Origin of the sequence: Burkholderia mycopellens (assembly GCF_964265025.1) — a bacterium.
In the GTDB taxonomy this organism is placed as follows: domain Bacteria; phylum Pseudomonadota; class Gammaproteobacteria; order Burkholderiales; family Burkholderiaceae; genus Burkholderia.
Genome location: NZ_OZ183804.1, coordinates 776,004 through 789,954, shown reverse-complemented (window position 1 = coordinate 789,954; position 13,951 = coordinate 776,004). Strand labels below are relative to the sequence as shown.

Sequence of the window (13,951 nt, the reverse complement as noted above, 5' to 3'; positions counted from 1 at the left end):
GCGCAGGCACGAAGCAGCGCCTTGCCGCCAACGCTCACGCGATGGAGGGTGAACGCGTCCGGGAACGTCTACATGCTGTCCCGCGACGATCCATGCCAGCCGTGACCGGCGTTGTCCCGACGATCACGGCTCGCGGCGCGTGCCGTTACGTGCCGCTCGTACCGGGCGGCGCCGCGCTGTCCGGGCTCGCCTGCACGTTCAGCCGCTTCAACGTTTCCGCCAGTTCCCCGTTCTTCGGCTGAACCTTCCGCGCCTGCGCGAACGCTTCGCGCGCTTCATCCCGGCGGCCCAGTTTCCACAGCACTTCGCCCTTGTGCGTCAGCCCGGTAGCATAGGCTTCGCTCGCATCCTTGTCCGTGTCGCCATCCTTCGCGAAGATCGCGATCGAGCGATCGAACCACGTGAGCGCTTCGTCGTTGCGGCCGAGCCGGTACAGCGCCCAGCCCTTGCTGTCGAGCGCATACGCATCGTTCGGCGATTCCGCGAGATGCGCGTCGATCATCGCGAGCCCGCGCTCGACCGCGACGCCGGCGTCGGCGAGCCGATAGCCGATGTCGTTCAGGCGATCGTCTGGAATCCTGTCGAGATCGAGCGCGGCGGCCACGCGGCCCTCGTCGTGTTCGGCGATCGCAAGCGACAGCAGCTTGGCGACGATCTGCTGCCGAAGTTCGCTGCTGATCCGGTCGCCGTTGGCGACCAGGCTGCCGAGGTACTGCGTGTACAGGTCAGGCGCGCCCGGGGCGTTCGCGCTGTTCGCGATGGTCAGGCCCGGGCCCGCGCACCAGTCGGCGTCGGCCGACCCGGCCAGCGTGCCGGCGTAAAGATTGACGTTTCGCGGCGTGTGGGTTTGCGCGTAGTAGGTGTAGCCGTTCGCATCCGAATAGCCGCACGCCAGATATTCGTTCTCCACGTCCAGCACGTACGGGAAATGGCCGAGCGACGCCGTGCCGCCCGGGTCGACCAGCCGGAACGATTCGCCCAGATCTCCGTCGCCGACGATTGGGTTGAACACCCATTGCTTCTCCGGATGCCGTTTCGGCAGCCGGACCCGGACGGTGCGCCCGGCCGCGTCGGTCGTGCCGAAGATCACGCTGTCATGCTGCTCCGGCTTGACAGGCAGCCCCGCGATGACCTGACCGGGCAGGAACAGCCGGTAGCGCGCATTCGGCAGCGGCTCGCGCGTGACGGAGTCGCGCAACACGAACTGGTGAACGTAAGCCCCTGTTCCGAGCGACGCCGTCGGCGCGACGTAGGTGCGTGCGAAGGCGGCGGGCAGGGCGGTGCAGCTCAAGGCCGCGGCAACGAGCGCGGCAAGCAGGCGGGATGTCATGAAATGGCGGTTCTTGTTGGTAAAGGTGTGATTGACCGACGGCCGGAAATGCACTGAACGAACCGCGCGACCTTCGATATCCCGCTGCGGGTACCGATACGGATGGCCGGAACGTCCAGCGCAAATCAATGCGGATCCCGCCCGCCGCAACGTGATGCGAGGAAGCGGCGGACGGATGACGCACGAATGCAGTGCGCAGCATAACAGGCCGTGTCGAGCGTCTCGCTCGTGCACGTGTATCCCGCCCGGCGCGCCACGCGCGACGTTTGCGGCCGCACGCGCTTCTGTCAAACTGGCGCCTATGAAACCGCGTCTCATCTCACCGCCTGCCTCCGATGCCGCGCCTGCGCCCGCAGGCTTTCCCGACGCCGACGAACTGGCCGCGCTGCGCGCGTGGTACGCGGGCATGACCGTGCGCCAGGCCGTCGAGCGCTATCTGCCCGATCGGCTTGGCGAAGGACGGTCGGCGCGCGGCGTGATCGGCGGCATCCGGCGCCGCCTCATGCGCGTCGCGCGGCAGGTCGGCCGGCCCGATCTCGCGGAGCGGCTCGGTCATGCCGACGGTGAGCGTTTGCAGGAGGCGAAGGCTGCCGCGGAAGCGATCGGCCAGCTGCGTCACGCGCGCACGCCGGTCCCGCAGATCAGCGACGACGTCGGCCTGTGGCTGCCCGCGCGCGCGGTCGTCGCGTTGCGTGCGCACGGGATCGCGACGCTCGCCGATCTCACGGTGCGGATTCCGCGCCGGCGCCAGTGGTGGCGCGCGATCGCGGGCCTCGGCGTGGCGGGCGCGCGGCACGTCGAGGCGTTTTTCGCCGCGCATCCGGAACTGACCGAACGGGCGCGCGCGCTGATCGCGGCGACGCCGCGCGGCAGCATCGTGCCGTGGGAGCACCTGAAGCTGCCGCATGAGGTCGACGGCTCGGCCGGCACGTTCCGCGCGCCGCGCGCGACCAGCACGCTCGATGCGGACAACGACTACGCGGCCGTGCACGCGTGGCTGTCGCTGCACGAATCGGCCGCGACGCGGCGTGCATACCGGAAGGAGGCCGAGCGGCTGATCCTGTGGGCGATCGTCGAGCGCGGCCGCGCGCTGTCGTCGCTGACGACCGAGGATGCGCTCGCGTATCGCGCGTTCGTGCGGCGCCCGACGCCACACGAACGCTGGGTCGGGCCCGTGCGGCCGCGCGGCGCGCCGGACTGGCGGCCGTTCTCGGGCGCGCTGTCCGCACGCTCGGCCGCGTACACGCTGTCGGTGCTCGGCGCGCTGTTCCGCTGGCTGATCGAGCAGCGCTACCTGCTCGCGAATCCGTTCGCGGGCGTCAAGGTGCGCGACACGCGCGGCGCGAACGCACTCGACACGTCGCATGCGTTCACCGAAGGCGAGTGGCTGCTCGTGCGCACGATCGCCGACGGGCTCGAGTTCCGCAAGGGCACGACGGCCGCGCCGCAGTCGGGCTGGACGCCGGCCGCCGCGCAACGGCTGCGCTTCATTCTCGATTTCGGCTATGCGACCGGGCTGCGTGCGAGCGAACTGGTCGGCGCGACGCTCGGCGACATCGAGACCGATGCGCACGGCGACGCGTGGCTGAAGGTGATCGGCAAGGGCAGCAAGGCCGCACGCGTCGCGTTGCCGCCGCTCGCGCGCACGGCGCTCGACCGTTTCCTGGTCGCACGCCGGCTGCCGGTCACGCCGTCACGCTGGCGGCCCGACACGCCGCTGATCCCGAGCCTCGCGGAAGACGGCGCGGCCGCGATCACGAGCGTGCGGCTGTGGAAGGTGATGCAGCGTTTCTTCGCGCAGACGGCCGATCAAGTCGATGCCGACAACCCCGCACTCGCGCAGAAGTTGCGGCAGGCAAGCCCGCACTGGATGCGTCATACGCACGCGACGCATGCGCTGGCGCGCGGCGCCGAATTGACGACCGTGCGCGACAACTTGCGGCATGCATCGATCTCGACGACGTCGATTTATCTGCACGGCGACGACGTGAAGCGGGCACGGCAGATGTCGAGCGCGTTTGCGGCGGACAAGTAACGGCATCGTTCCGGTCGGGCGGCTGCTGCGGTCGCGTGCGGGGCATGTCTGCTGTCGGTGCGTGTTCTGCCGCGCGCGTTTCCGCGCCACGCTCGAACGTGGAGCGGCCGTGGTGCGGCGCTGGCGAATGCGTGCGGTTTCGGCCGGACGGAAAACAAGCGGCGCAGTTTTCAGCGCGGACTGGATGTTGCACCGTCATGCAACTGTCACGGCGCAGAGCGCAGGGCGCCATGGGCCGGCAAGCCTTGCCGCCCGCGCGTGAATCCGCGTTCCGCCGACGAATGAATGCCGCACCGCAGCGGGATTCACCCATCGTGCGGAACGGTCCGTCGCACACGACAGTCATAAACTTTTTGAAAGGAGCGGCGGATGGCATCGAGCCAAAGTACGGTCGATTTCATCGTCGAGCAGATGGCGGCGGCCGGCACGGTATCGGCGCGCAAGATGTTCGGCGAGTACGGCATCTATTGCGACGGCAAGATGGTCGCGCTCGTCTGCGACGATCGGCTGTTCATCAAGCCGACGGCCGAAGGCCGCGCATTGCTCGGTACGTGCGAAGAGGGTTCGCCGTATCCGGGCGCGAAGCCGCACCTCGTCATCGCCGGCGAGCGCTGGGACGATCGCGAATGGCTGTCGGCACTGATCCGGATCACCGCCGCGCAGTTGCCGGTGCCGGTGAAGCGGAGCCGATAACGGCCCATTCGCGTGCATTGTTGCGCTGCGGCCAGGCGTATTCTGTGAAACATGTGCGCGACCCTCGCGCGCCAGGCGGGAGCACAAGAATGAAGACATCCGGAGATCCGCGCGGCACGCGGCTTGCTCGCCGCGCCTGGCACGCGCTCGTCGCGGCCTTATGCGTCGGCTGGAGCGCGCAGTCGTTCAGCGCGGACGATGCGGCGACGCTGCTCGAGCGTTACCGCAGCCTCGGCGCGCAACTGAAGGACAATGCGTTTCACCGGCCGCTGGTCCTCGAATCGGCGGAAGCGTCGTCGTCGCTGAAGGGCGACATCTACGCGGTGGTCGACTATCCGTACGCGGTCGTGAGCGGCCAGCTCGACGATCCCGCGCAGGGCCCCGCGAACTGGTGTGCGGTGCTGATCCTGCACCTGAACACGAAGTATTGCCATGCGTCGACCGGCGGCAACGGCCCGGTGCTCGACGTGAACCTCGGCCGCAAGATCCAGCAGAAGCTGTCGGACACCTATCGCGTGCAGTTCCGCTATCGCGTGGCGGCCGCGTCGCCCGACTATTTCCAGGTCGACCTGACCGCCGACAGCGGCCCGATGGGCACGAAGGATTACCGGATCGCGCTGGAAGCCGTGCCGGTCGGCGCGTCGCGCACGTTCCTGCACCTGACGTATTCCTATGGCTTCGGCACCGTGGGCCGCATGGCGATGAAGACCTACCTGGCGACCGTCGGCAGCGACAAGGTCGGCTTTACGAACATCGGTGGCGGATCGGCCGCGCAGCCGCAGTACATCGGCGGCGTGCGCGGGCTGCTGGAGCGCAACACGATGCGCTACTACCTCGCGATCGATACCTATCTCGCGACGCTCGACAAGCCGCTCGACCAGCGCCTCGCGCGCTGGTTCGACGCGACCGAGCAGTATCCGCAGCAACTGCACGAGGTCGAGCGCGGCGCGTATATGCAGATGAAAGCGCAGGAGGTGCAGCGGCAGCAGGCGGCGCGGTAGGCGGCACGCATGCTTGATGCGGTGCAGCGAGCGGACTGCTTCGTGAACGTGAACATCGCCATGTGGCTGGCGTGAGGTGAAGGTGTGAGTTGCGGACACAATTCGACACCGTTTTCCAAGAGCCTGTCGGGGCCGATTATTCGCAACCGCGATGCGGAATTTACCAAATGGCTTGCCCGCTATCTGTTCGGCCGGGTGATTTATCAGAATCGTTGAATTCGACGGAGGACTGTATTAACTATCTTTCTAGAGGCTATGGAATAAAATCCTATTTTGATCGAACGATAGGGGGCTAAGGGGTAACGACAGCATTGGGTCTGCAACGATTTAGAATGGCTACACGGATCTGCTCGAATCACTTTTGATGCAGATGCTGGTGGTCACGTTCAAAAATACAAAAAACTTCGCATCGGGGAAAGTACATGGCAATGATAGGTAACAGCCTGGTTGGTATAGGTTTGGTTGCATCATTGATCGGTATTGGCGGCTTTATTGACACGCGCAAGGTCGATCGGAGGTTCAAGACTGGCTATAAGAACAATGAGCCGGATTCTAGAAATTTTGTTCGGTCAGGAAAGGTCTTGTTATGTGGCGTCGGTCTGTTTTTATTCGGGTTGGTGGTTAACAGCATGTCGGATTCGGACATACAAGCTACCCGAACCGAAGTGCCTCACAAGGGCCAAGCAGTGGAGGGTCTTTCTTCTGTAGATTCAACGGAAGCGACAAACGAGAATTTGCAGCAGGAGGTGCATGCGTCGGCTCGATCGGCATCCAGCATGCCGAGTTCTGAGCGTCCATCATTCGAAAAATCTGAACAGAACCGCAGTGCGTCGGACGCGCCGGCTGGCCGTGCCGTGCAAACGCAAAATTTCGCGACCAGTTTCGACTGTTCACGGGCATCGCACGATGACGAATCGGCTATCTGTCATGACCCGGGTTTGGCCGCAATGGACCGGAGGTTGGCACAACTGTATGCGGCCGCACTGCAAACCGTCTCGGATCCGGAGTATCTTCGGCAATCCGAGTCAGACTGGGTCGATACGCGGCATCAATGTGGAAAAGACCTCGATTGTTTGCGTCGCGCATACGGCGAGAGAATCGGCCAGTTCATGGGTTCGCTGGGTTCGAAGCCTTTGCTTCCCGAAGATGTGAAATAGAATCACGTCGGCACCGAAGCTCCCGGCGCGCGGCACACGCCGCGCCCGGAAGACTTTCTGACGCACGATTTACCTCAGCGTGCGCATGGCTGCTCCGGGGCTGGACGCATGGTCCATCTCGGAAACAACCTTGAGCGGTACCTCGCCAACACCCATTGCCCGTTCGATCAGCAAGTCATCGCCGTGTTGCGCCAGCAACGCCTGCAACCGGCCAAACTCGCCACACCAGAGCGTTTCGACATCTTTATCGCGGGCAACGTCGCGATTCGCGACGAGGGATACGGCCCGAACCTGCAGGCGACCCGCTTGAGCCTGACCGCCGATTTCAACACCATAATCCGGTAGGGAAGGTTTCTTGACAACGATCCGGCCGTCCTTCGCCCATGCCGTTGTCATACCCTCATGTACTTCGTAGCCGAGTCGCGCCAAGCCGCTCAGGATTGCATTGCGCCGAGCCTCCGCTGCTAGTTGCTGTCGCGCCCGAACTACAAGTTCCTGCCCGGATCGGGTCAGCTCGGCGACGACGTCAGGCGAGGTGCCAATATCGCATTGTCGAGCACGTTCGACAAAAATTGCAGCGTCTGCCGTGTTGTAAGCCCGAATCTCCGCCGTTAATTCTTCCAGTGCCGAGATAGCCGTGCGACGTGCGCGAGCCGCCTCGATGGCGCTCGACAGGTCGAGGATCAGGCTGTCGAGCAACAGGCTTCTTCGCGCGTCGCTTGACTCGTCTTCGAGGGCATCCAGGCGCGACGAGAATCCGGCGACCGCTTGTGGTTCCAGGAATACCCGTGCTTCGCCGATTTGTCGATCGAGACGGTCGATCGACGGATCACGAGGCGCAGCCGTTTGCGTCGCCGTCCACGTTTGGAAGGCTGCCGACGTTTCCGCCGGCATGAGGCGATTCGCTAGAGCCCGTTGCGCATCGTTGAGCGTTCGTTCCACCGCAGGCGTCAGAAGAGCGAATCCTTGCGCTAGCAGGGCATCGGCATTCTCGAGTATGTTGCCCGAGCGCAAGCGATCGAGCTGCTTATGGAGTTCAGCCGGAATCTCGACGCCTTTCGCTTCGAGTGCGTCGAGCAATGTCGCCGCGCTGTGCCGTCCTTGCCGCCGGCGTTTCGCTGCCTGCTCGGCCTGCTCTATTGCCGCCTGTTGGCGCCGAGCGAGATCCGCCTTCAGGAACGCAATCTCGTCAGGCACTTTCTTTTGCAAGTCCATAAACGCGTCGGCGGCGATCAATGCTCCCAGCGCGTCACGGCGAGCCCGGGTCGCGGCGATCTCCTCGCCAGACAGCTTACCGATATGTTCGCCTTCGGCAATCCATGTGGCGATTGCCTGGTCAAGGCGCTGCAGATGTCCCTCGCAGATTGCGATGCTTTCCTCGCGCGTCACGATCCGAACAACTTTCGGGCCGCTCATGCCACCTCCTCCTGGTTCAGGGCCAGCGCTATGGCTGTTTTCAGGCGTGCCTTTTCCGTTTCCGGATCGTGGTACCAGGCCTGCGACGACACGCGATGCAGAGTCGGAATCGCCCGTCCCAGCACGGACGGCCGCCAGATTTCCCGGGCACGCGCATGTTCGAGCAGGGGGTGACGTGGTGCATCGCACTCGATGCCGATCGCATAAAGGCCGGTTTCTGGATTTGCGATCGCAAAATCAAGTCCGAAAGCATCGCCTTCCTGTGCGGGCACCGGTGATAGACCGAGGTTCTTCAGATACGCAAGCACATCTTCCGCGAATCCGTCGACGATACCCGTTTGCCGCAACTTTGCATGCGCTCGTTCGCTACTCATGCGGCCAAGCAATGCACGGCCGGCAGGCAGTTCACCGTTCGACATCGCACGTGCGTATTCCATATAACCCTGAAGATAGTCGCGCGGAATCGCTGGCTTGCGCTGCGTTGTGAGCATATCGGAGATCTCGCGGATCGGCATCGACGTGATGAGCACGACTTTATGGCGGGCGCGCGTCACTGCCACATTGAGACGTCGCTCGCCGCCGCTCTGCCCAAGTACGCCAAACATGCGTCGGAAGGTTCCTTGGCCGTTTCGCCCAAAGGTCGTCGAAAAAACAATGATGTCGCGCTCGTCCCCTTGGACATTCTCGACGTTCTTGACGAATACGGCCATGTCCTCGCCACGATCGGTTCTGTCGAGCTCTTCACGATAGGCGTCGCGGAATGCCTCGTCTTCTTCCGCGCGCTGCTCCATGCGTTCCAGAATGAGGTCTGCTTGTTTGCGGTTGAACGTGACTACGCCGACGGAAGGGCGGTGCGCGTAGGGTTGTTGCCACAGTTGCGCCAGATAGGCGACCACGCGATCCGCTTCGTCGCTGTTGGTCTGCTGCTCGTAAAGACCGTTGACCTGGATGAGTTCGAGGGGCTTAACCTCACGCACCGTGGCATCCGGATGGCGAACAGGCACGCTGAGGTTGTTCTCATAGAACGCTGCGTTTGAATAGCCGATCAACTCTCGATACGACGAACGATAGTGAATCTGCAGCGTCGACACGGGTAGCGCGCTCCGTGCCAGTTGCAGCAGGTCGGGACAGTCCTTGATTTCGCGTCGGTTCCATGTGTCCTCGAAGCGCTCACGTTCGTCTTCCGTCGCCGCTTCGTCGGGTTGCTCGCCGTCGAAGATTTCCGCTTCGTCGCTATCTGCTCGGCTCGAAAAGAACGCCGTCGGCGGCATTTGCTTTTCGTCGCCACTGACAATCGACAAGTTGCCGCGGAACAGCGTGGGGATTGCGTATTCCACCGGCATCTGCGATGCCTCGTCGTAGACGACGGAATCGAACAGCCCCGATTTCAGCGGCAGTACGCGGCTGGCGACGTCGGGGTTCATCAGCCAGACCGGCCGCAGCGCCATCAGGCCCAGCCCCGTACCGAGTTCGATGAATTCACGCAGACGCCGAGAGCGCCGACCGGTCAAACGCGTCACGTCTTCCCAATCACGTGCCGAACCCAGCCTACCGCGGTCGACACCGTTGCGAAGCATCTCGCGGTTCAGGCGACGCATCTCCCCATCTGCAGCCGCGAGCGCATCGATTTTTGCGGCCGTTTCACTTTGGTCGAGCAGCAACTCGGGATTGTCCTGCTCCATGCGCCGTTTCCATCCGAGTCGCGCTTCGCGGTTGATCATGCGCCGCACTGCGTCGTCGAGGTGTTCGGGTGGCAGACGCATCAGAGCGTCTTCGTGGTCGCGCATGATGGCAAATACGTCGAGTGCCTCGGGTGAGACATGCCGCGCTCGGGTCCGGAATTGCTGGTACGCCGCTAATGTTGGCAATGCATCGCTGATTCGGTTCAATGGTGCCTGATAACTGATGTTGTCGGCAATCGCCTGCCGACAGGCGGAGACAAGTTCTGTCGAGAGCCACTCGTCGAGCGGCCTCAGCGCCCGAAGACTGTGCTGACGTGCGTTGTGCCGTACAAACGCGGTCTCGAAGCCGTCGAGCAACTGTTTGACGGGTGCTCGATCTCCAGTCATTACGGCCGAGTCGAACTCGTCGCCGCGTGGCGCGATCGCAAGATGCTGCGCGAGTTCGCGGATTTCCTCGAGCTGCCGCAGGCGGGTCAGGCATGCGTCGGCGAGTCCCGGCCCGCAGGTAGGTTCAACCGTCTCGAGATGCAATGCCCGGCTGATCGTGTTCAATGTGTCGCGTAGCGGCCTCCAGGCCTTTTCGAGTCGGGTAGCGGCCAGCAGTTTGCGAAGCGTCTCGTCTGTCGCGGGAGCACCGCAGCCGGTGACGAACTTCATCAGACGGCTACGCCGCAGATAAGTGGCCGGGTTGAGGCGACTCAACAGAGACGGTGCGCGAGTCGCCAACGTCGCCTGAGTCTCGAGCTTGCTGAGCTCAGGATTCGGCAAGCGTGCAACGGTATCCGACAGGGCGGTGTCGAAGCCGCTGGTGTCGACGGCCAGCAAATCGCGATGCAGGCCGCCGAGTGCTGTGTAATGCCGATGGCCTTCAGCATCGGCATGATCTGCCGGTCGAAACAATGGCAACCATTGTGCAAGCCGCTTGCGTTGCGTATCGTCCAGCGCGACAAGGCGGCCAGCGTTGGCATCGAGCCACGCACGATACGGGGCGGGGTCGTCGACATCGAATCGCGCGGGATGCGCTGCGAGCGTCTCGATTCGCAGGCGCTCCGCCTCGCAAAAATCCGCGAAAAGCGCGTTGAATGTTTCGAGCGTGGCGACATCCGTCGCGAAGGACTGCAATTGCACCAGTGGGCTGCCCTCGAACTTCGACGGCAACCAGTAACGGGCGAGCGGTGCGCAGTGTTCTTCGAGCGTAGTCAGTGCCGAAATATCGAGCGTGGCAAGCCTTGTACGCAACTGCGGCACGCTGACAGGCGGAGTGCCGGCTTCGAGCTGGATCAACTCGCCGAGCAGTGCCCGATAGCTGAGACCGGTTGATTCGTCGACGCGATGCAGTGCTGCATGCTGGCGATCAAGTTCGCCCTCGAGGGTCTCGATTCTCGCAGCCATGCGTTCACGCTGGCGAATCAATCCGTGATCGAACACGGCGCCGCGAAAGATCGCGTCCAGTTGCTCGCGAACTGCTCGGATTGTTGGCTCGCGGTCCTTGTTGACGTCGTTGAGCATGACGATGCGATCGCCCAGGCCTTCCGCGACGAGGCGCTTGCGAACGACTTCCAATGCGGCGTGCTTCTGGCAGACGATCAGCAGGCTTCGACCTTGCCCGATGGCGTCGGCCACCATGTTGACGATTGTCTGGCTCTTGCCGGTACCGGGCGGTCCTTCAACCAGCAGTCCGGGGCCCTGACGCGCCTGCAGGATCGCCGCTTCTTGCGATGGATCGCTTGCTACCGTCAGGAATCGGTTGAGTTCGGTTGTGACTGCTTCGGATGCATCGTAGGCGGATTTGTCCTTGAGCCGCAACATCGATTCGAGCGCGGTACCGGAAGGCGACAATTGCTTGAGCTGACGCAGATCCTCGCCGATGGCCTGACCGGCGAAGTCGACGTGAAAGAGCACGCCGGAGCAGGCGATGCGTGTAGTGCCGAGGGGCATGTCGAGGGTCGGCAACGGTAGCGCGCCGAGTTTCCGACTTTCCACGTCGGCCAGCAGGCCGAAAGCATCGACCACGTCGGCCGCTTTCAACGCGGAACGTCCGAGCACCTCGTCGGCTGCGACGCGCCACGCCTTGACTGCCTCGCGTCCCAGCAAGCCCTCGAGCGCCGGATTCAGGCGAACCTCCTCGCGTTCGCCATCAAAAGCCATCGCGACCTGGCCTCGCGTGCCGAGTTCCATCAGCAGTTTGACTGGCCACAACAGGATGGGAGCGATGCGAGGGCGCGTCGTACTGCGATGATCCTTGTAAAGCAGGAACGGGAAGCCGAGATAGAGGCCGTCGATGCCGGTATCGCGCTTGTAGAGCGAGGTCTGCCGGTACAGCGTGTTCAACCGGCCTTCGAGCGTTCCGCCTGTACCAAACACGGCCGGATCCACCGAGACCATCTGTACGTTACGCTGGAGCAGGTGGTCGAGCAGCGCGGTGCTGGCGAATCGCTCGCCGTTCAGTTCGTGAAGATCGATACGACCCGTGGTTTTGCCGATGGTCATCCGTACCAGCGGACCACGCAATACGGCAGTGGCAACCTTTTTCTCGAAGAAGTCGAGTATCTGCGATACGTATTGCTGCTTCTGCGGTTCCAGCCACTGCTCGGCAGGCACGGACAGGAGGACGACTACGTCGTGCAGGGGTAGACGACGTTCTAATCTGAACTGCTCCGCCCATTCGTCGATTGTCTGGTTTCCGGTCCGCGCGAACCCGGCGATTCGCTCATCAACGGCGTGGAACAGTTCGACGCGCGGCAACGCTAGAGCGGTCCGGGCAGCCTGACGGTCAAACATTAGAATCTGCTCTCGCTCCGCAATGGCTGCCGCCTGGTTGAGGATCTCGTCGACCGAACGAAACTGCGAAATTGTCGCGCTCAACAGAACGATCAGGTCTTCCTCGCTGAGGACGCGGCGCTCCGACAGTGACAGCAGGCCGTGATGGTCCGAATCCGGCAACAACAGGCGTCGCTCTTCCCATTGCGCTGCCAATTGGGCACGCGAGGTGGAAAGCAGTGCGATGCGCACCATGTCCTCGTCAAGTTCGACGCCAAGATGAGCGGCGCGGTGTCGCACTTCATTCGCGCGAGAGCGCAGTCTGGACAGCCAGCTTTCCGTGTCCAGTCGTTCCAGGAATGCCGGAACCGGCCCGGTCACCAGGTCGTAACCTTCGAGCGGGTTTTGCAGCAGCCAACCAGGCGTGACGATCTCGCCGCGCAGGATAAGCGGCATGTCGGGATTCAACAGCTTGAGCGCGATCATCAGACGGCAATCGTCATCAACACCGTCGAGTTGAGCAACCTGACGCAGGCCGGCTAGCGCTTTTGCGTCGGCGCCGGCCTGTTCTGCCCATGTCAGCACAACGCCACGATGAAGGTGATCGCGTGCCACCTCCCAATTCTCTCGCTCCGCAGCGGCGAGCGCGAAGACCGTTGGTTTGCGATATTGCCGAGCGCCCAGCGCGATGCTGGCGCCTTCGTCACCGTCGGAATCGACAGTCGCCGCCGACGGAGCATCTTCCGGTTTGCCATCCAGCCAGGCTTTGACTTGCGGCCATTGCCAGCGTTGATGTCGGTCGCGTGCCAGCAAGCCCCGCAGCAAGAGGTGGAGTGACGGATCCAGATCGTCCGGCAGAGTGACACCGTTGGCCAGCACATGAATCAGAAACGCGCGCGGGTTGATGCCCTCGAAGCAGCGGCCGTCGGTCAGTTGCTCGAGCAGGATCATGCCGAGGCTCCACCAGTCGGACGCCGCCGCAACACCGCCGGCAATGGCTTCCGGTGCCATATAGCGCGTCGTTTCGAGAGGTGAGACGATATCGAGATCGAATTCGGAAAGCCGTGCCGAGCCAAAGCCGCTAATGACGAGGTCCAGCGGTTCGCGGCTGCGCACAAGCAGTGTTCCGGGCCGGAGGTCTCGATGTCGGAGTCCCGCTTCCGAAAACGCCTGCAGGGCTCGGCCAAGTTCATCGACGACATGACGGATCGTCGCGATATCGCGTACGGCCATGCCGAGGTCAGCCAGCGTTCCACCGCTCATCTCCTCGGCGACTTCGTAAGCACGTTGATCCCAGCGTCCGGTGGCGATGATGTCCGGCACATGCTCGCGCGGTAGGCGGCGAACCACGTCGTAGACCGCTGGGTCTGGTTCTGCGCCCGGTCGATAAAGCGTTAGGATCGCCTGCCTGCCGGTCTCGTCCTGCTGGGCCACGTAGCGTTCGCGCACGCCGTCCGTGCTGGAAATCTGACGCAATAGTCTCCAGCCGTCGATCTGCGTTTCTTCGGCGGGTGCAGGCTGCGATTCCTCGGTCGAGCGATCTGCCGAAATCTCGACGTCGATGTCGAGAGTCTGCGCGCCAGCGGGCACGGCCGGATCTGCGCCGCATTCGAGGCACATGAGATCGCCGTCGTTCATCGGATGGCCGTTCGTGCACGACAATGATGTCGACACGGCGGATTCGAGTGCGTCTGAAGCCGCTTGCTGGCTGACATTCTCGACAGTGATCACATCCTGGGGGCGCCAGCCGTTTGCCCGTATCGGCACGCCTGATAAGTCCCAGTTGCAAACGGCATCGCCGACCGTGCCGGCACAGAACCACTCGTCGACCGACCGCTCGGTTCGGCAATTTGGGCAAAAACGCATCATGGCTGACA

Annotated in this window: 7 protein-coding genes; 4 read left to right on the top strand and 3 right to left on the bottom strand. The window is 63.3% G+C overall.

Translation table 11 applies throughout. The annotated features are described in order from the left end of the window. Window positions 1-145 precede the first annotated feature (145 nt). Window positions 146-1,330, bottom strand: coding sequence for a tetratricopeptide repeat protein (locus tag ACPTTC_RS37495; RefSeq protein ID WP_423396313.1), 1,185 nt, complete (start codon window positions 1,328-1,330; stop codon window positions 146-148). A gap of 301 nt (window positions 1,331-1,631) precedes the next feature. On the opposite strand from ACPTTC_RS37495, the gene ACPTTC_RS37490 reads away from it, so the two are divergent. From ACPTTC_RS37490 to ACPTTC_RS37475, 4 genes are all read left to right on the top strand, one after another. Next, window positions 1,632-3,365 carry a phage integrase family protein gene (locus ACPTTC_RS37490; RefSeq protein WP_423396312.1) on the top strand — a complete coding sequence of 578 codons (1,734 nt, stop codon included), beginning with the start codon at window positions 1,632-1,634 and terminating at the stop codon, window positions 3,363-3,365. A 369-nt stretch (window positions 3,366-3,734) separates the two neighbouring features. Then, window positions 3,735-4,058 (top strand): TfoX/Sxy family protein, encoded by a 324-nt coding sequence (locus tag ACPTTC_RS37485; RefSeq protein WP_423396311.1) that lies wholly within the window; start codon window positions 3,735-3,737, stop codon window positions 4,056-4,058. 89 nt (window positions 4,059-4,147) lie between these two features. Further along, window positions 4,148-5,059 (top strand): hypothetical protein, encoded by a 912-nt coding sequence (locus ACPTTC_RS37480; protein ID WP_423396310.1) that lies wholly within the window; start codon window positions 4,148-4,150, stop codon window positions 5,057-5,059. A gap of 422 nt (window positions 5,060-5,481) precedes the next feature. Continuing rightward, a complete protein-coding gene (locus tag ACPTTC_RS37475) occupies window positions 5,482-6,216 on the top strand; it encodes a lysozyme inhibitor LprI family protein (protein ID WP_423396309.1) in 735 nt (244 codons plus the stop codon). 69 nt (window positions 6,217-6,285) lie between these two features. Here ACPTTC_RS37475 and ACPTTC_RS37470 read toward each other — a convergent pair whose 3' ends face one another. Both ACPTTC_RS37470 and ACPTTC_RS37465 read right to left on the bottom strand, forming a co-directional pair. Further along, window positions 6,286-7,632, bottom strand: a complete 1,347-nt coding sequence (locus ACPTTC_RS37470; RefSeq protein ID WP_423396308.1) for a hypothetical protein — start codon at window positions 7,630-7,632, stop codon at window positions 6,286-6,288. Further along, window positions 7,629-13,943 (bottom strand): AAA domain-containing protein, encoded by a 6,315-nt coding sequence (locus ACPTTC_RS37465; RefSeq protein WP_423396576.1) that lies wholly within the window; start codon window positions 13,941-13,943, stop codon window positions 7,629-7,631. Before ACPTTC_RS37465 ends, ACPTTC_RS37470 begins: the two co-directional genes overlap by 4 nt. Window positions 13,944-13,951 lie beyond the last annotated feature (8 nt).